This is a genomic window from Tritonibacter mobilis (assembly GCF_001681715.1).
GTDB lineage: Bacteria > Pseudomonadota > Alphaproteobacteria > Rhodobacterales > Rhodobacteraceae > Epibacterium > Epibacterium mobile.
On the sequence record NZ_LNWY01000014.1, the window covers coordinates 157,988 to 175,745 of the forward strand.

The window sequence follows — 17,758 nt, forward strand, 5'->3', positions numbered from 1 at the left end:
CCACAGACATAACAAAAACAAAGGGTGAAAGTGGGAGTCGCCGCCTAAATCTGCTCAGCCGTAATTGCGGTGCGATATCCGCCACTGTCGAGGCTGTGAACTGCTCGGCTGATCAGCCACTCGCCATCGATGTAGGATCGAAACCCACTCGCTTGCAGCCTAGCCTCCGCGACCGCATCGGGGTTACCCGGCATGGTCAGCGACAGAGTGCGCCCAGCGCGACCCAAGCGTTTCAGCTCTGCGTCTGCGGATCGCTGGGCACTGGCCTTGTCCGGAAATCGCCGTTTCAATCGCGAGATCGGTTCGCCGGCGCCCGCCTCGACGTCGACCGGCTTGCCTTCCTTGAGATCCTGCGTCGTGGCAATCACGCGCCCGACCCTTTCGCGCAGGCTGTTTCGGTAACGCCATTCGGTAACCGCTTTTTTGTGGACTTCGACAACCGGCATAGGCTGCCCAGATGCCGTTACGCTCTCACCGCGTCGGGTGAAGATCAGTCGCCCGTTGCCGGGCTTTGCTATCGCGTCAAAGTCACGCGCGATCCTCGAAAGGAGATTGATATCGCTCTCGTCGATCTGATCGATGTGCGGCAATACCTCTGCGCGCAGGCTTTCCGACACCATGGCGTCAAGCCCATGCTCGCCCGCGATCTTGTCCACCATCGCGCCGATGGTGGTGCCCTCGCGCCAGCTGCGCTTTTTCTGATCGGTCAACGCGGTTTTGCCGCTAGTCGTTTCCCCGTTCACTGAGGCGGTGCCCGTGATTGTCACGGCGTCGGGCGGGCCAGTGACTTCGACCGTGTCAGCGATGAATAGGCCCATGTAAGACAGGCTGAACGGGAAGCCCAACCAGACCTTGATTTCAGCCCCCGCGCGGGGCTCCTGGATCTTTGCAAGATAGCCGGTGTCGCTCAACGTGATCTGCACACTATCAGACTGCACCCCTGCCCCATCTGTAACGCGCAGACTGACCAAGCGCGGTGCCAGCACGTTGCTAATGTCCTGGCCGTCGACGATGATCCGAAACAACGGTCGGAAATCAATCAATCCCATAGGCGCAGGCTCTCGGCTTTTTTCGGTTCCTCGATCTCCGGCAAGAGAACCCGCGTACCAACCGGCAGGATAGGCCCAAGCGCCGCGATACCTCGGTTCGCCTCGATCACGATCTCAATCGCGCCGCGGATTCCGGCGTCGTAGTGCCGCCAAACGATTTCGTCGAGGGTTTCCCCCTCTTTAGAAAGGTAGAAGACTGCGGAGCCCACCGTCATACCTCCGAATGCTGATGCCAAAGTCCTGCCGCAGGGGTGCCCCTTGCGGCCCAAAGGTCCGTTGCCCCTCGCGGACGCTCTCCACCACCCACACGCCCAGAATGCGGCCTGTGCCTGCCACCAGCGGCAGGGGAATACCGATTGAGGCTTGCCGGCGTATCTTGTCGAGCTGCTCGAGGCCCCCCTTGTAGTGGGGATAGATCACGCCGCGCAGCGAAATCGTGTCTGCGCCGAAGCCGGTGAACTGCAAAGCGTCATGTGCACCAACGCGTTCTTGCGCGGCCCAGCGATATTCGGTCGACCGCTCTAGGCTCTGATAAGCAGCATTGTCGACGCTGAACTGATAAGCGCCCAGCTGCATCATCGTCTCAGCCATCATGTGCCCCCATATTGGCCGTAATCATGCGGCTGATCGTAGAGCGCACCAGCTTGCGCATCGCGCCCGCGCCGTTCCAGCTCGTCGATCAGGTTTTGCGGATTCATATGGCCCGCGTGAATTTGCGCGTGAATGATGACCGGCGCGGGCTGTGCAGGTTGTGCGGGTTGTTGCATGGCAAGCCCCTGCGCGTTGCCCGTTTGCACCTGGACGCGCTGCACCACCGGCGCGACGGTTTGCTGCGCACCTGCAATCGCTCTCTGCAATCCAGTCCCCAAGGCATCCAGGACAGGCCCCGCACGATCCGAAAGCCGTGCCAAACGCTCCGTGGCATTGGCATGCGCCACATAACCGCCCTTTGAGGTCCAGATCGTTTCTGGCCCCTGCTCTCCGACCTCCCGAAACCCGCGCCCGATGGTGCCGCCCAGATAAGAACCCGAGATTTTCTGCGGCGCTGCTTTCCCGCTACGGGGATTCTGTCGCGGCGAGGTGGTTTCACCGACTTGCGTTGTAGGGCGCTGATCGCCCTGCGGCGATTGTTCTGGACCTCCAACACCGAATAGATCGCGGACACCAGTGCTGATGCTGTCTCCGATGCCTTTAACGCCCTCGACAGCACCAGCGCCTTTGTCGCGCAACCAGCTCAGGCCATCGAGAACCGGCTGCAACCTCCCCATCAGCAGATCAAACTTTTCGATCAACCAATCGACAACGGCACCGACGGCTTTCTTGACCTCCTGCCATGCGCTCGAGATCCCGCCGGTTGCCCCCATCGCCTCGATAACAGGGCCTATTATCTCATCATAGCCGGATTGCAGCGCCTTGCCGATTTGGCCAACGGCACCGCCCACGGCTTCGCGCGCAGCGCCCCAAGCTTTCGTGATCCCACTGGTAATACCAAGCTTGTCGGTCACCGGTTTGATCAGGTTTTCCCATGTACTGCGGAACACGCTGCCGATGCCGCCTAAGATGTTGGACAAGATCGCCTTGCTACCGGCCCAAACCTCACCGATACCAGCGGCGGCTGCATCCATATCTCCACTCCAGACACCGGAAACATACCGGCCAAAGCCGCCAAAGATCGTTTTGACGCCGTCCCAATGGCGCAAGAAAAAACCGCTTAGCCTACCCCAAGCTGCGGTGATGTGGCTGGTGATCCCGAGTTTATCGGTGATCGGTTTAATGCCCCGTTCCCACGCAAACCTGAACACGCCCCCGATGCCGTCGAGCGTGGTGGATAGCAGCGCCTTGCCGCCTTCCCAGGCATCGGCAAGCCCTGCGGCGGCGGCATCCATATCGCCGCGCCAGATGCCGGAGACGAACTGGCCAAAGCCGCCAAAGGTGGTTTTCACCCCATCCCAGAGACGCCCGAACCACGGCCCGACGGTCTCCCAATTTTCATAGATCAGATAGGCCGCACCCGCGATCCCGGCGACAGCAAGGCCAATGGGGTTCATGAGCAAGGCTCGCCCGACAGCACGAATGCCCGTCTTGACCAGTGCAAGCCCGCCCGCGAACAGCTTCATTGCGCCCGCGCCAGCCGTGCCCCATGGCACCAGAGCCGCCATAGACACCCCAAGACGCCCGACAGCCCAACCGAAGTTGAGCACGCTTGCAATGGTGCGCCCTGCAAGGACCGCGCCAACAACGATGCCGAAGTTCTTCCAGCCCCCGACCATTTCCGCCGTTTTGGAGATCACACCCCCGACCGTCCTAGAAACCTCGCCCATGCCCTCGGCGACCTGGCCGATCACTGGCAAAGCCGCCTCGAGCCTGGTTGCGGCGGTATCGGCGAACGCCGCCACGTCCTCGCGATTTGCCACCGCCCAATCGCTGAACCGCTGCATCGACCGGGTAACCACTGGCATCAATTCCGCCCCGATGGTGTTTTTCAGACCTTTGACGGTCAGTTGAGCGTCGAGCTGCGCATCGGCGAACTTCTCGGCATCGCGTGCGGCTTCCTCGCTCAGCACATAACCGGTGCGCCGCGCATCCTCGCGCAGCTGTGTCAGCGCATCGGACCCGTTGCCCAGCATGTTCACCATGCCTATGCCCGACCGGCTGAACAGGGCGGCGGCAATGGCCGCGCGTTCTGCAGGTGCCTCGATCCCTTGCAGTTTGTCTGCGATTGCGCCCATGGCGCGCTCAGGCCCCATGGCGATCAGGTCGCTTGCGCTCAACCCGATCTGATCCAGCGCCTTTTTCGCGGCACCGGTGCCCTGCGCAACCTCGCCCAGCCGCTTCTGCATCGCGGTCAGTGAACTATCGAATGTCGCGGTCGAGATCCCCGACCGTTCCGCCGCATATCGGAACTCTTGCAGCGCCTCGATCCCGATGCCCAGCTTGCCGGCCGTTTTGGCCACCTGGTCTCCATAGGCCGCGGTCGAGCTGGTGAGCGTAAACACACCGGCCCCGGCTACCGCGAGACCAACGCCCACCTGACGGCCCAAGCGCCCGATGCGGTGTGTCATTGTGCTGAACGTGTCGCCGACGCGGGCGCTGTCACGCATGGCGCGTTCCCAGCGCCGTTGCTTGCGCACCAGATCCTCGAGCGTCCGCTCGAGCGCCTCATATTCGCGATCAAGATGCGCAACCGACTGCCCCTGTTTGATCAGGGTTGACCGCTCACGCGACAGTTCTTTTTGCCGCGCCTTCACATCGCGGATGCTTTGCCCGACCTTGTCAAAGCCGGACCGGACAAAGCCGATGCCTTTGCGGAAGGAGTTTTCGACGACTCCGCCGATGGTGACCGTAGCATTAAGGCGCTGATTTGACATTGATGTTCCTCAGACCCTCAAGCCACCATTTCATGCGGCTGACGCTCATCGCGGAGATCTCGGCACAGGACCAGCCCGTTTCCCGCGCGATCAGCAGCGCGCCTTGACGCGCTGCCTCAGGCGTCACCCATTTAAAAAATCCAGCGCCTCTTGCAGGCGGGTATAGTCCCGCATTTTTGCAGAGCGGATTTCCTCAGGCGATAGGCCAGCTAGGTTCGCCAACAGATTGACCTCGTGCCCGGCATTGTCGCCTTTCGCGCTTTGGCGAGCAGCCATGTTGTCGCCGACGGTCGGTTCGCGCAGAGTAATTTCCGTGCGCTTTTCACCGCCTGCCATGATGCCCTTTGCAAGGGTGACCGTGATCGTTTCCTCGTCGCCGTCAACGTTGTGTTTGCAATAGTCAGGGAGTGCAGGGTTTTGCATGGTTTCTCCTTAGATGCCCAACGCGGCGCGCTGTTCTGCCAGCTGGTCGACGCCGTCGATGATCCGTTTCATGTTGATGACGTCGATATCGCAGACCACGCGGCCCCCGATGGTCTCCTTGAAGGCCTCAAGCGTCATGTTGAACGTCAGGGTGGCCGACTGGCCCGGTGACCAGGTGCCCCGATCCCCCACGATGATCTTGCCGCGCATGTTGTGGATCGCCGGTGTGACTGTGCCATCCTCGCTTTCCAGCGCGCCGCGTGCGGTCACCTGGACCAAACGCCCCGGCGCCACGCCCCAGAGCGCAAGCACGTCGGCGGTGTAATTGCGCAGGACAAACGACGTGGTCATTTTCTCCTGGCCCATGTCGATATCGATGGGGCCATTCATGCCGCCTGCGCGATATTCCTCGGCAGCGATGGACGGGTTCGCGGGGGTATAGTCGCCCAGCTCGCCCGCGAACCCCCGACCGTCAACGAACAGATTGAAGTTTTTCAGGATGTTGCGGATCATGCCAGCGCCTCCGAAATGTAGTCATTCACAAGATGCGAGCGGAACGTCACCCGCTCAGCCGGATAGACGGGCGTGAAGTCGAAGTTGAACCAGACCTGCCCGTTCTGGATGCTCGCGGCGTTGTTGAGATCTGGGTCAGCCCAGCACTCGCCACCCAGCAACGCACCCTGCGCAACCAGGTTTGCGATGAAACCATTCACGCCCTCGACGACGTCCTCGAGATAGGTCTTGGTAATGCCGCGATCCACCGCCCACAGATGCGCGCGCTGGATGCTCTCGTTCAGAACGTCGGCGGTACGGCGCACGCACAGAAATTGCCATTTCGGATCGGACGTCGGCACGCGGTTACCCCAAAGGCGGTAGCCGTCCTGGCGGATGATGGTTGCGACGTCGTTTTCGTTGAGCAGATTGGCCCGACTCGAGATATCGCCAAGCTTGAAATCGACCGGGCGCGAGGTGCCGATGATGCCGAAAATCCCTTTGTTCGACGGGGACACCCAGAACCCTTCGTCATTATCGGTGCGCGCAATCACGCCCGCGACGCGTGCAGATGCGGGCTGGTCGACAATATCCCCCGCAGCGTTCAGCACCTTCACCCAAGGGTCGACCACGTAGATGCGGGACGACGTGCCCCAGTCGCCGGCATAAAGCTGCGCGGCGGCATCAGTTGTGTTGGGGCCATCGGCGATGACAACGGCAGCCATGCGGTCAGCGAGCCCCTCAAGCTCTGCGACAACGGGGTTCGCAAAATAGGTGCCGGGGTTACCCTCGTCTTCGGGCCGCTGATGGGTCCAGCCCGGCGCGCAAAGGATGCGCGGCGCGTGCCCAACGACACTTTCTGCACCGACCAACGCGTGAACGCCCTCGAGCTGCCCGGTGTTTGCATTCACACCCCCGATGATATTTGCAAGGGTCTCGCCCTCGTCCGCCCCCTCTTCGACGCGGACACAGATCACGACAGCGCCCGCCTGATCCATGATGCCATCGAGCGCGCCAGGCAGCGTGCCGCCCCCAGTGCCGTCCTCGGTCGTGTCCAGTAGTGCCGCCTCGCGACGACTGCCGGCGATCAGAACGGGAGTGTCGAAAGGAAAGGCATCAGCGTCTGCGCCCGGCGCGGTGCCTACGATGCCAATGACGCCGGTGCTGATGGTGCGGATCGGGCGCGGGCCCGAGTCGATCTCAAGCACTTCGACGCCGTGGAGAAAACCAGCCATTTTGCCCTCGCTGCTAATAGAGTGTTGCAGCGATTATCGGCCATAAAAATACCCGCGCCCTCTGGCGGAATTCCACAGAGGGCGCGGTTGAAGCATGGGGGGTCAGAATCGTTCGATTAGGGGCGGGATTTCGGGTGGCAGCGCAGGCCAAGCCGCGTCGCTCATGAAATCCGCATCGGGATCTGCAGCCAAAGCCTCGAATGCCGCACGCATGTCAGCAACCCAAGCAAGCGCCAGATGCACGCCATCCAGCACCGTTTTGTCATCTTCGGTGCGGTCAGCTTCTGCCTTCGCAGAAGTGATTGCAGCAGCGGTCGCCATGTTCATTTGCGCTTCGGCGGATGCGGCAGCGTAGATGCGGCGGCGGCATTCAGCACTGACTGCACGGCGGCGCACATCCTGCTTTGCTGCTGCGATAGTCTCCGGAGGGACGCCCGCACCCAATGCATCTTGCTCTGTCCAGCCCTCGTAGCGTCGGCCATTGTAAGTGAAGTTCAACATTGCCTGCCCTCCTTAAAGCGTGGCCATGGTGGTCTGAATAAACCGGACATAGTCGTCAGAAACGGCAGCGGCGGGCACTTCCGGATGTACCTTGCCCGCGATGTCGCCGTTGATGGTCAAGGCAGTGGTCAAGAGATACCAACCAATCCCTGCACTGAAGATCGCGCCGTAGTAATCTGCAGGAACGATTAGCTCGCAATAGCGCAGCGCCACCGAACCTGCGCGCCCGTGTGAACTTGACCGAATAGCAAACAAGCCGCGTGGATTAGTGCTTCCGGTATTGGAGCCGGGCAATGCAGCCGTGACATCGGCCAGACTTGGAAGCTGAATCTTGAAACCAATCACGTCGATGTAAGTATCATACCCACAATGAAAGCCCGCAACTTCGGCAAACCCGCTGATGTCGTAGTATCCGATGGTTAGGGTCGGGCGCTGTGCTGGGTCATCCGCTGTGGCCCATTCCGATCCGGCAATGCACCCAATGATGCTCAACATACGGCCATTGGTGACGACGCGCACTGTGGCGGTGTAGTTGCCTCGCACTTTGATCATATTGAAACCGTCATGGGGTGAGAGATCAATCGCACGCTGGATCGATGCAACGGGCGCGTCAGCAGTGCCGTTGTTGGCGTCATTCCCGGCTGCTTGATCGACATGGACAGTCGAAAAGAACCCCTGATAGCGAGATGCAGCAGCGGCAAGTGCATCTTCAATGCCGTCCTTTGCACCTTCGAAATAGACTTTCAGGTCCGTATAGGCCCCGATCAGATTGTTGATTTGCTCTGTGCTGGTCGCCATCCTTTGGCCTCCTAGATGAAGAACGTGCCTTCAGCCTTGCGGATGGCATCCGCTTGGCGCAGCTGTTCAAGTTGCAGGTTTGCGATTGCGGTGCCGGTGGTGACAGCAAGGTCGAACACCACGTCATCCGGTGCGTTGACGATGACCAGGCCGTCCTGAACGCGAGTAAAGCTCAGCACATGGTCGACCAAATAGGTGATCGCTCCGGTCTGGCGCGCCACCACATCGTCGCCAGCCCAGATCGCAATCAGGTCGCCGTCGGCATCGAAGAACCCCATTTCACGCACGAAGAATGACGGTGTCTCCGGGCCGAACTCCGCTTTGACGCGCCAGGCATTGTTCCCGACAATGTGGCGTGTCTCGATGGGTTGCCGCGCCAGCTCGCGCTGCAAGGCAGTCTGTCCAAATCCAGGGCCGTAATTGCCGCCGTTGCCGTCTCCCAGTGCAATGTGAGTGATTGCGACCTGAGTGCCAGAGCCAGCGGCGGCAGTCAGCTTTGCCTCGGCGATATCGGTAAGAAGCGTTGTGGGCATTACGCTACGGCCCTCCTTTGAACGTCGTGAAGCTGTTGACTGATAAGGAATACGCGTGCGCCTGTTTGAGCGGCGACCGCCACAGACCCCCGCCGCGAACGTGGTCTAGGATCTAGCTCCAGGGCTGCAACAGTTCGCACCCTTGGCGCTGTCCGCATGACCAGCTCGGCGCTGGCCGTTGCTGGGCGCGGTTCTGGGTCAGTGTCCAGCCGGTGCGAGTATGCAGGGCGAGTGCCGCTGCGGATTTCGCATTCAGACCTGAACCCCTCTCCTATCCTCAAATCAAAATGAGACCGCGCGGGCTTTACGTGCTCAATCAGGTTCGTGATCCGCGCAAACAGATCGCTGTCGATCTGATATCCGGCATCAAAGATATCTTCGCCAAATGCATCAATGCGGAAGGTATGCGGATCGCCCCCGTATTCGAACCATTCGCTAAGGTCGACATTGAAGCCCACAGCCCCTAGCGCGCGCTCGACGGCCTGCCTTGTGCCCTTGTGCTGATGAACCTCAAAGCTCCGCCGAATGGCCTCGCGTTGCGTTTCCTCAGGCCATTCCGCGTCCCAAACGTCGACCGAGAACGCAAAGGCCAACCAGGGCAGCAGCTCGACCGGGCAGCTCACCGGGTCCCAGATCGCACGGAGAAGCACTGGCGGCACCTGAGCCGGTCCCGTCACGGCCTCGAGGGCGCGCTCTGGTGGCGTTGCGTTGTGAGGGAGAAGGCTATCAGACATTCTGCCCCCCGACGGTAATGTCGATCCCGGTGCAGTAGCTTGCCTGGGTGTCATCTGCGACAACGTCCGCCACCGGCGAAATCAACGAGACGTTCTGGACGCCTGGTTGATGCAATGCGGCATACAGCCCCGACAGGGTGACGTCGCGCCCCAGCCTATGCTGTTCGGTGACAAAGGCCTCTGTCGCGGCCTGTGCCGCTGCCAGCACGATCGCGCTGTCCGGCCCCGGGTAGACCGTGAGAACGGCCTCGACCACATAGGGGAGGATCTGCCCGGCTTGAACCGTTACAAGATCCGTCAAAGGTCGAACATCATCGGCGTTTACAGCCGCCTCAACGGCGGCGATCAACTCGGCGGAGGGCGTCCCGTCGCCTTGGCGCGACAGGACAGTGACCAGAACCTCGCCCGGAACAGGACTCAACACACTTGCGTCAGCGACGTCCGGGTCAGCCCCCAGCGCGTGAAACACGTAGGCACCGACAGGCCCTGCGGTGCTCAACCCCTCAAAGGCCAGCAGCATCCGGCGCCGAAAATCCTCGTCGCCTTCCATGGTCGGCAACACCGGCGGCAGCGCGTCCGGATCGCCGGCATCCAGTACCAGGCGCGCCACGTTGTACCGCGCCGCGATGTGATCGAGATCGGCACCTTGCGCGTATGCAGGCATGACAGCCCGTGCAGCGTCGTTGAATTGCTGAATCGCGAGCATCCGATAATAGGCAGCGATTTCGAGGATCTTGTAAGCTGGATCGCTCTCGACCAAGGCGTCAAAAGCGGAGTCCCTAGCGCGGAGCTCGGCGAGCATATCCGAAAGCGTGGCCTCATAGTCCACCAGCTCCAACACGTCAGGCGGCGGCAAGAGAGACAGATTGATCGCGGTGAAGCCTGCCCCCATCACGTCACCTCGAGCCCATCAAGGTTGACTGTCTCGCCGGTTGGCAAATACCGCCCCACCAGATCAATGATCACGTTACCAGGTTCCGAAACCCCGACGTTGACGCTCTCAAGAGCGAGGCGCGGCTCCCAAGTTTCCAAGGCCTCGTAGGTTGCCGCGACCATGTCGAGACGGGTTGCCGCATTCATCGGCGCATCGACAAGGCGATAGATACGGCTGCCGTAGTCGCGCCGCATGACCCGCGTCCCAATGGGGGTGGTAAGAATATCGCGCACAGACTGCCGCAGATGCGCCAGTCCCGAAATGTGCTTACCCGTGGTTGTGTCGATGCCAATCATGGGGCGATCTTTGCTGAGATCGCTCCCTCCCGCCTCTGGCGGTTTTCCTGAGTTGGCAGCAGGTCGTTATTACGCTTTTTTACGGCTCCTCAGCCTGTTCACCAGCGTTTGCAACTGGTACCGCGATTTAAGAATCTCTTTTGCCAGACCAATAGAGTCCTCCGACTCGTTCTCTCCGATATCTAGATAGTTCTTCGCTGTAATATGCGCTGCATCATTTCCCAGCGCCTTGAGTTCACCCATCGCTTCAAAGAGTTCATGAGGCATAGAGATTTTATTCTTTAGCGTTTCCAATCGATCATGAAGTGTTTTTCCAGTAGCGTCACAATCTTCACATAACTCTTCCAGTAGTCTGCGAACCATCATGGCAGCCGCCCTGTATGCTCCGACTGAATGACACAGGATTGCTTCTTCTAAGGTTGTTTTCAGACGTTCCGGGATGTCGGTATTGTCATAGTCGATGACCTCAGGCGGGAATGACTTAACTAGAGTTGGCTTAACCCAGCTATTTGTCGTTATCGCAAACACAAGTCCGCGGCACTCACCGTTGGGGCATACTCTGATCCCAGCTACGAAACCTTCACTTTCGCTGTCTTCGATCTTCTTGTGTTTGTACCAGCGTATGCCACTCGAAACCCCCGAGAATGTACCAATATGCCGGCAGTGAGGACATCGCATACTAATTGATCCAAATAGATTTTCTTCTTTTTCAATAATTCCATCAGGCTGAAGAAGATTGGCGTTAACGAACTGGATTTCGTGCATGTATCTTACCGTTCTGGATTGAGTTCACCGCCGTAGGGTTAACGAAAATGGTAGACTTAGAACTCAATTGTTTCTCGATTGTCACTAACAACCTACCCTAAGGACTTTATCCTCCAGCTTGAACATCATGTGAACCCATCGCAACAACCGAACCACAAGAAACTGGATCACCTACACGACCGATCTGTTTTCCTTCAACAAATACTGTTCCCGATCCTGCTGCGAGACTGCCGCCATGACAGGCATTCAGCGGGTTGCAATGCACCGCCCAGGCATCGCCTCGGCGGTGAACAGGCTTTCCGTTGACAAACACTGTGCCGCTGCCGCCGGTGCTGGGTCGAGGTGGAAAATCCCCGTGGCCGGTGCAGCTATCTCCTTTTCGGGTCACCGCTGGCATCAGTTCAAATCAATCTTGGGGGCTTTGATGCGGATTCCGCTCGCGTCGATCTCTATCGACGACGGGCCGACCTGGATCTTAAACAGGCCAGCGCTTGCGGCTGGGCTCGCATTGCCATTACTGAACGCTGATCCAATTATTACGCCCTGCGCGGTATCGCCGGACTCCGAAAGAACGATCACCTGCTCCCCCTCGCTGGGGGGAGCCCAGACACTGATCGCAGCCGCCCGGGGAGCAAGCCAGGGCAACCAGCCGCTTTCACTCTCGCCCCCGAAACTGACCTTCGCTCGCGCCGCCCCTGGGTCCAATGCGGTCACGACACCGAAACGAACAATCCCCTCGCGCGCCTGTTCGCTCCTAGCGGCTCCGTAACTCATGGCGCAGCCTCGACGCTGTCGGAATAGTCGGCTTCATTGCCCGGGCCGATATCCGGCGACCACCCTACCTTGACCACCTGCGGAACAACGCCCTCGCCGGTCCAGACGCTTTCCCCCAGGTCGATCTGTTGATCCCATTCAACCGCCCAAACCTCGAACTTGTCAAAATCAGGGTCGAAGGCGTCCGGGCCGATATAGGTCACCTGCGCGGGGCTCACAGCCTGGCCCCACCGCTGCTGATGCACTTTCGCTCCCAACGCCGCGGCAAGTTTGCGCACCTCGCGTTTCACGTCTTCCGCTTTGGAGCCAAGGATTACCCGCGCGACCCATTTGGAAACGAAAGGCGCTTGACCGGTGCCGGGGTCTGCATCCGGGTCGCCTTCCATATCGATCAATTCGATCAGAACCGCCGGAACGGATAGCGTTCTGCGATCCTCCTGATAGTCGCCGACGGTCTCGAGAGTTGGAAACCATGCTCCAATTTGCGCGATAATCGCGTCGTGCATCACATCAAGGTCAACAGTTCGGGTCATTTTTTGCCCACTCCGTAGATCGTTCGGGCGCGCACCTCGGCCCGGAAATAGTGGAAAAACACCTCTTCGATGCCGTCGAAAACCTCGTCCTCGATGTAGGTCTCGGCTACGTCGTCGATTGGCATTCTGGCCTCTTTGACAGGATAGGCGCGCGATCCGGCACGATGCTTTACCGTTGGTCGACCCTTCGCGTTCCGACCGATGAAACCGCCCTCAAACGCCTGACCTGCGAAGCTCGCGCCGGTCGCAGTCTTTACAGCCCGACCTTTGAAAGCCGAAACGCGCATGTCATTTAGGCCAAACCACATGCGAACGGTCCCCATGTTAGCGGTGCGCTTAAATCGAAATCCCTGCAAACGACGTCTCAGCTCCGCCGCAGTGCGCAGGTGAAGCTTGGTGCGTAACCCCTTGCGCGCGCGGGTTTTCATGGTCTGCGCTGTACGTCGTAATGCGCGGGAGTATGCCGCGCGCAGGTCCTTCTTGCTGGCGTCGAACTCGTCCGCGATCCGCTGCAACTCGCTTTCATCAAAAGTTTCGATGATGGGGCGGAACATCGCGCTATTCCGGCACCAGTCGCAGCACCGCCAAACCGGTGCCGTCGGCTTGCGGATAGGTCGCAAGGTAGTAGGCACGGCCAGCCACCTCGACGGAGTCATGCGGGGCTAAATCCGTGACGTCCAACTCGTTGCACGTTAGGCGCGGCTCGGAACTGTCAGCCTCATATTCGCCCAGTTGAGCATTGAAATAAGGCTCGTCGAAGATGCCTCGCACCGGACGCGAAACGCCTCCCTGTGGCGTGATGTTCGCCTCGAGGGCAAAATCATCAACGGACAGGAAGGCGTCGGGATTATCCCAGCTCGGCGTTGGCATTAGGCGGGCGCTTTGGGCGCTGCTGCCGTGCCGGATTTGGCTGCGTCGGTCGCTGCCGCCTTCTTGCTGGCTGGTTTCGCCGTTGGCTCTTCGATCTTGCCGCGTGCTTTCAGCCCGTGGGCTTCGGCTGCGGTCAGCTCGACCTTGTCGCCTGGCTTCTTGATCGCCTTGTCCCAGACAAAAGCACTGGTGACGGCGTAGGTATCTTTCTGCGGTTTCTTGGTGTCAGCCACTTTTTCGATCCTTTTTCAGGGGGTGTTGCCCCTGGCCCGATCCGGCCAGAGGTCTAATTCGAGCGCCGGTTAGCTGGCGTCGGTGCCGTAACAGAGACCCGCAGGGTGGCGCAGAACATAATCCGCGTCCTGCATGGTCACGATACGCAGGCGCCCGCGACGGCTGTGTGTGTAGGGGTCGACGGTGATATCGAGACCACCCCACATGCCCACCAGAACATTACCGAAATCACCATGGAACACGTCGCCGTTTGCGATCTGGTTCGTGACTTCGCCGCGATAGCCGTTGACGGTGTTGTCGCTTTCCCAGATCGGAGCGCCGTTGGTGCCGTCGAATTTCTGGGTGCTCTTGAAATGGCCGCGCATTTTCGCGTTCTGCACATAGGCCATACGGTTCACGTCAGCATTGGCGGCAGCGATATCGCTTTCCATCTGGATCACTTCGGCCCAGGTCGGCATTGCAACGCCGCCACCAGATCCGGCCCCCGCAAAATCCACCACGTTCACGCCGTTTGTATTGGCAATCCCAAGCGGCTGATCGTCGGTGCCAGTGCCATAGAATCCGGCCAGATCCAGCTTTGACGCCAAGGCGAGGGCAAGGTCACTGCGCACAAGCGCCTCGATATCCATGCTCGACTGTTTCAAGGTGCGGCGGGTAATCTCGGAATAGGCTGCGACGGTCTTCGGCGAAAACTGGCGCTGCCCGAGGCTCAAAAGGTCCTCTGCCGCCTCGTCGTCCTCTCCGATCCAGTAGCCTGCGGCGCCGCCTTCTTGCGTCGGAATATCCGGATTTCCCACCAGCCCCATCAACGGCGTCGCGAGCTGCAACAAGATCGTACGCGCACGCAACATCTGAATAAAACTCTGCGTCAGCAGCGGATTTGCGATGGTGTTGCCGCCGGTGTCCGCCGCTGTGGCCCCGCCACTGCCCGTGTTGAGCGGCGCGCGCATCAACACATCCATCGGCACCATGACACCCTGTGCATCACGGCCCTGCGCCTCCGCAGCCGCGTCGGACACCTCGAACTCGAACGCTGCGGCTTCCTGCGCGCTGCGGTCTGTCGGATTCGCCAGCGCCCGGATCGCGCGCAGGAAAGAGAATTGCTCGGTTTCGCTATCGGTCAGGCCGATGCCGGAACGTTCGGACAGCTGGCGGTCCTGAGTGCTGCGCTGGTGCAGGTGGTCCAGCAGCCGTTCGCGCATATCGGACACACCATGGCGACCGGCGATCATTTCGGTTGCGAGATCCGGCGCACCGTATTCGCGGCCCAACTCGGTCAGCTCACGCACGCGGGCCGCTTCCTGTTCTTGGGCGCGCTGCACAATCGCAGTTTCCGCCGCGCCTGCGCGTTCGAGCACCTCGATCACTTCGATGATCTGATCGTTTTCGTCGACCTTTGCCCGGACAAGATTGCCCTCGGCGTCGCGGGTGATGATGGTTTTCATCTGTGTTTCCCTTTGTCCTGTATCGTTGGGCTCGGCCACCGCGCCCGCATTCTCTCCGCCAGTTTGCCGGGCTTCTGCACCGCCTGCCTCTGGCGGATTTTCCAATCCCCGACCGATGCCGACGGTCGGATCAGCTGGCACCGGCACAACCGAAATCTCGAACGGCTCCCAGCGCGTGACCGTGACAAGGTTTGGCTGACCTTCCCGAATTTCCTCGCTGATCGTGATCACCCGATAGCCAACCGAGACGTGCTGCCGAATGCCATCGACAATGTCTTGAAAGATCTCGTTGGCGCGGGCGCTCTTGCCGAACCGCACGACAGCGCGCCCGACGCCGTCGGAATCGACGCGCGCACTTTGCACAACGCCGACCTGATCGTCCCAATTGTGCCCGACCAATACCGCCCCGCCGTCGAGCAGACGGTCGAGAACCACGGCATCGGCGTCATGGGAAAGCACCTCATCGCCAAACCAGCGCCGCACCGGCGTCGTGCTCGAGAACGCAAGTTCGACCGTGCGCGCCTCGACGTTGATCTCGCGCACCTCACCCATGCGGCGCATGGCACCGCCTTCTCCCCGCGCGTTGATTTGCTCGGCAGTGACTTCCCGGGTCAAAGACCGCCCGATAACATCACTCGCCTTTGTCGGGGTCTGGGTCGGCGTCTGGATCGGTTTCTCCGGTGCCGGTTTTGGCTGGCTGTCCACTGCCCTGCCCTCCTTTTGATTTTGCTGTGATCAAGGCCTCAATCACGTTCTCGGGGATCTTCGCCTCACGCATCGCCGCGATATCGGCGGCAATCTCGGCATAGACTTCGCGCGGGTCGCGCCCGCGCTCGCGGATCACCTGGCCGCGCGACTTGAACAGATTATCGACGGCGTCGGTGTCGGCCTTCACGTCTTTTGCAGGATCAATCCACTGCCAGCGGCGCGCCTGAAACGTCACCGCGAGGAATTTCGACCGCTTGCCCGCCGGAAGCGGTGAGCCGTTTTGCAGCGTGATTTTCTGTTGCAACAGCGCATGGGCGAGCCAACGCTCATATATCGGCAGGGCAAAGGCCTCGATCAGGCTCTCTTGCAGCTCCATCCATTGATCGCGCTCACTCAGAACGCCATGCCGGATGCTCGACAGGTTCACCCCCTCGAGGTCATTGGCAAGATCGTTGTAGGCAACGCCCAGACCGGTCGCGACACCGCGCAGCATGTGTTTTGAGAACACCTGCATTTCACCGTTTGGATACCCGGTTTCCACCCGTTTCAGGCGGGCGCCCGCTGGCAATTGGTGGTAGACGCCGCTTTCGCTTTCCAGCTCGATATCGACAAGACTGCCGTCTTCGTTCTGAATTTCTTCGTCATCGATGTCCGGGCCCATGCCCTCGGCCCACTCGATCACGCCAACCTTGTTCGCGCCTTCACGGGCATTATTGAGGGCGCTTTTCTCAAACTCGCCCAGCTGACGCATCCGCAGCAACGCCGTCGCCATCCACGGCAAGCCGCGTTTCTGGCCTACAAAATCCTCTTCAAACCAGTGAATGATTTCATCGGCGGGCACGCGTAGAAACGCCCGGCCGGAATAGTGATAATCCGCCTGCGACTGATCCAGAGTCGTGAAGTAGTAGGCCACCGGTCGGCCCATCTTGGTATATTCGATGCCGGCACGGACAAACCCGCCACCGGGGCGCCGATCTTCGTCGAAATCCACCGGGCACAGAACCGGATCGAGGACCTGCAACGCAAAGCCCCACGGGCCTGCATCAGCCCCATAGACCATGCGCACCATGAACTCGCCGTCGGTGCAAAGCCCGTTGACGATTGTTTTCTGGATCTGGCGAAAGGTGCGGCGCCCCTTCACATCGCAATTCATGGCCTGGCACCATGTGCGCCAGGCGGTCTCGATTGCCTTGTTTGCCCCGGCATCCAGGGCATCGCCCAAATCCGTAGCCTGAGCCTGGAGCACAAGCCCCTTTTGCCCGATCAGGTTGCGCCGGGCGCTGGCTTTGAATGCCTTGGCATAATCGTTGTTCGCCGACTGCTCGCGCGACCGCGCCACCAGCACGCGCCAGTTACGGCGAATGATTTGATCCGCCGGCATTGGTGCATTGGTCCAACCGCTCGTCATGCGGTCGGTCTCTGCGGCGGCGAACATACGTTGGCCACGACGCCGCGGCACCGTAAGCATCGGAGGCGGCTTGCGCCCCGGTTCCGGCGCAACAGGATCTTCGCGTCTGAACAGCCGCCCGATCATGTCAAACGCACCTTTATCGAGCGCCCGAAACCACCACGTCGCCGCGTCTTCTTGGCTGCCAGCTCAGTGCGATACTGGTTGCGCAATTTCACCAACTCAGACAACGGTGTGCGTTGCAGGGATCGGTTGTTGATGGTGTAGCTCTGCTGGTCGATAGTCGCGCGGTTTTCGATCACCGCCTCGATTGCGTCCAGCACCTTGCGCACGTGATCGCGACTGTCAAAACCCTGCGCCTGTGCCGCGATATCCTGGCCGATCAAAACCTCGCCCTGCGCGACCTGCTGCACATCGCTGCCGTCGGTCGCACGGATCACATAAGCATAGCGCCCCGGTGCCCAATCCTTTGTAACCGTGGCCGCCGCTTCGAATGCATGGGCTGACCCGGTCGCGATGCTTTCCAGGTCAATTGTCCCCGGCCCCCGCAAGAACAGGGTCAAACCCCATTCAGGCGCCGGATAATGCGGCTGCTCGACGACGGCCCGAAAAGTCAACCCAGCCCCGATTTCGTTTGGAATGTCGCCCACGCTTCGCC

General features: G+C 60.2%; 23 protein-coding genes. All 23 read right to left on the reverse strand.

Annotation, left to right across the window (positions count from 1 at the left end; genetic code table 11):
- Positions 1 to 44: 44 nt before the first annotated feature.
- The 23 genes from UB90_RS14285 to UB90_RS14390 all read right to left on the reverse strand — a co-directional run bounded on the left by UB90_RS14285 (position 45) and on the right by UB90_RS14390 (position 17,750).
- Positions 45 to 1,049 carry a contractile injection system protein, VgrG/Pvc8 family gene (locus UB90_RS14285; protein WP_065331986.1) on the reverse strand — a complete coding sequence of 335 codons (1,005 nt, stop codon included), beginning with the start codon at positions 1,047 to 1,049 and terminating at the stop codon, positions 45 to 47.
- The gene (locus UB90_RS14290) at positions 1,040 to 1,264 is read right to left on the reverse strand and encodes a tail protein X (RefSeq protein WP_065331987.1); all 225 of its coding nucleotides are present in this window, start codon (positions 1,262 to 1,264) and stop codon (positions 1,040 to 1,042) included. The genes UB90_RS14285 and UB90_RS14290 overlap by 10 nt, the downstream gene beginning before the upstream one ends.
- Positions 1,230 to 1,640 carry a phage tail protein gene (locus UB90_RS14295; protein WP_065332031.1) on the reverse strand — a complete coding sequence of 137 codons (411 nt, stop codon included), beginning with the start codon at positions 1,638 to 1,640 and terminating at the stop codon, positions 1,230 to 1,232. The genes UB90_RS14290 and UB90_RS14295 overlap by 35 nt, the downstream gene beginning before the upstream one ends.
- Positions 1,640 to 4,417 (reverse strand): phage tail tape measure protein, encoded by a 2,778-nt coding sequence (locus UB90_RS14300; protein ID WP_081285587.1) that lies wholly within the window; start codon positions 4,415 to 4,417, stop codon positions 1,640 to 1,642. Before UB90_RS14300 ends, UB90_RS14295 begins: the two co-directional genes overlap by 1 nt.
- Positions 4,418 to 4,540: 123 nt before the next feature.
- Positions 4,541 to 4,840: a phage tail assembly protein gene (locus UB90_RS14305; RefSeq protein ID WP_074712571.1), complete on the reverse strand. Its 300-nt coding sequence runs from the start codon at positions 4,838 to 4,840 to the stop codon at positions 4,541 to 4,543.
- Between the two features lie 9 nt (positions 4,841 to 4,849).
- Positions 4,850 to 5,353, reverse strand: coding sequence for a phage major tail tube protein (locus UB90_RS14310; RefSeq protein WP_065331988.1), 504 nt, complete (start codon positions 5,351 to 5,353; stop codon positions 4,850 to 4,852).
- A complete protein-coding gene (locus UB90_RS14315; protein WP_065331989.1) occupies positions 5,350 to 6,567 on the reverse strand; it encodes a phage tail sheath C-terminal domain-containing protein in 1,218 nt (405 codons plus the stop codon). The genes UB90_RS14310 and UB90_RS14315 overlap by 4 nt, the downstream gene beginning before the upstream one ends.
- A gap of 102 nt (positions 6,568 to 6,669) precedes the next feature.
- Positions 6,670 to 7,068: a hypothetical protein gene (locus UB90_RS14320; protein WP_065331990.1), complete on the reverse strand. Its 399-nt coding sequence runs from the start codon at positions 7,066 to 7,068 to the stop codon at positions 6,670 to 6,672.
- Positions 7,069 to 7,080: 12 nt separating this feature from the next.
- Entirely contained in the window at positions 7,081 to 7,866 is a 786-nt protein-coding gene (locus tag UB90_RS14325) for a hypothetical protein (protein WP_065331991.1), read from the reverse strand.
- Positions 7,867 to 7,877: 11 nt separating this feature from the next.
- Positions 7,878 to 8,399, reverse strand: coding sequence for a phage tail-collar fiber domain-containing protein (locus UB90_RS14330; RefSeq protein ID WP_005635532.1), 522 nt, complete (start codon positions 8,397 to 8,399; stop codon positions 7,878 to 7,880).
- The gene (locus tag UB90_RS14335) at positions 8,399 to 9,133 is read right to left on the reverse strand and encodes a phage tail protein I (protein WP_074712573.1); all 735 of its coding nucleotides are present in this window, start codon (positions 9,131 to 9,133) and stop codon (positions 8,399 to 8,401) included. Before UB90_RS14335 ends, UB90_RS14330 begins: the two co-directional genes overlap by 1 nt.
- On the reverse strand, positions 9,126 to 10,025 hold the full coding sequence (locus UB90_RS14340) for a baseplate assembly protein (protein ID WP_065331993.1): 900 nt from the start codon (positions 10,023 to 10,025) through the stop codon (positions 9,126 to 9,128). Before UB90_RS14340 ends, UB90_RS14335 begins: the two co-directional genes overlap by 8 nt.
- The gene (locus UB90_RS14345) at positions 10,025 to 10,363 is read right to left on the reverse strand and encodes a GPW/gp25 family protein (protein WP_065331994.1); all 339 of its coding nucleotides are present in this window, start codon (positions 10,361 to 10,363) and stop codon (positions 10,025 to 10,027) included. Before UB90_RS14345 ends, UB90_RS14340 begins: the two co-directional genes overlap by 1 nt.
- A 69-nt stretch (positions 10,364 to 10,432) precedes the next feature.
- Positions 10,433 to 11,128 carry a DUF4145 domain-containing protein gene (locus UB90_RS14350; RefSeq protein ID WP_081285589.1) on the reverse strand — a complete coding sequence of 232 codons (696 nt, stop codon included), beginning with the start codon at positions 11,126 to 11,128 and terminating at the stop codon, positions 10,433 to 10,435.
- Between the two features lie 106 nt (positions 11,129 to 11,234).
- On the reverse strand, positions 11,235 to 11,525 hold the full coding sequence (locus UB90_RS22515) for a PAAR domain-containing protein (protein ID WP_074712575.1): 291 nt from the start codon (positions 11,523 to 11,525) through the stop codon (positions 11,235 to 11,237).
- Positions 11,525 to 11,902, reverse strand: a complete 378-nt coding sequence (locus UB90_RS14355) for a phage baseplate assembly protein V (protein ID WP_065331995.1) — start codon at positions 11,900 to 11,902, stop codon at positions 11,525 to 11,527. The genes UB90_RS22515 and UB90_RS14355 overlap by 1 nt, the downstream gene beginning before the upstream one ends.
- Complete coding sequence (locus UB90_RS14360) at positions 11,899 to 12,435, reverse strand: hypothetical protein (protein WP_065331996.1); 537 nt, start codon at positions 12,433 to 12,435, stop codon at positions 11,899 to 11,901. Before UB90_RS14360 ends, UB90_RS14355 begins: the two co-directional genes overlap by 4 nt.
- Positions 12,432 to 12,989, reverse strand: coding sequence for a phage tail protein (locus tag UB90_RS14365; protein ID WP_065331997.1), 558 nt, complete (start codon positions 12,987 to 12,989; stop codon positions 12,432 to 12,434). Before UB90_RS14365 ends, UB90_RS14360 begins: the two co-directional genes overlap by 4 nt.
- A gap of 4 nt (positions 12,990 to 12,993) precedes the next feature.
- A complete protein-coding gene (locus UB90_RS14370; protein WP_065331998.1) occupies positions 12,994 to 13,305 on the reverse strand; it encodes a head-tail joining protein in 312 nt (103 codons plus the stop codon).
- A complete protein-coding gene (locus UB90_RS14375) occupies positions 13,305 to 13,538 on the reverse strand; it encodes a hypothetical protein (RefSeq protein ID WP_065331999.1) in 234 nt (77 codons plus the stop codon). The genes UB90_RS14370 and UB90_RS14375 overlap by 1 nt, the downstream gene beginning before the upstream one ends.
- Positions 13,539 to 13,607: 69 nt before the next feature.
- Positions 13,608 to 15,689, reverse strand: coding sequence for a phage major capsid protein (locus tag UB90_RS14380; RefSeq protein WP_235859297.1), 2,082 nt, complete (start codon positions 15,687 to 15,689; stop codon positions 13,608 to 13,610).
- Positions 15,616 to 17,226, reverse strand: a complete 1,611-nt coding sequence (locus tag UB90_RS14385) for a phage portal protein (protein WP_065332000.1) — start codon at positions 17,224 to 17,226, stop codon at positions 15,616 to 15,618. The genes UB90_RS14380 and UB90_RS14385 overlap by 74 nt, the downstream gene beginning before the upstream one ends.
- Complete coding sequence (locus UB90_RS14390; RefSeq protein ID WP_235859298.1) at positions 17,223 to 17,750, reverse strand: hypothetical protein; 528 nt, start codon at positions 17,748 to 17,750, stop codon at positions 17,223 to 17,225. Before UB90_RS14390 ends, UB90_RS14385 begins: the two co-directional genes overlap by 4 nt.
- Positions 17,751 to 17,758 lie beyond the last annotated feature (8 nt).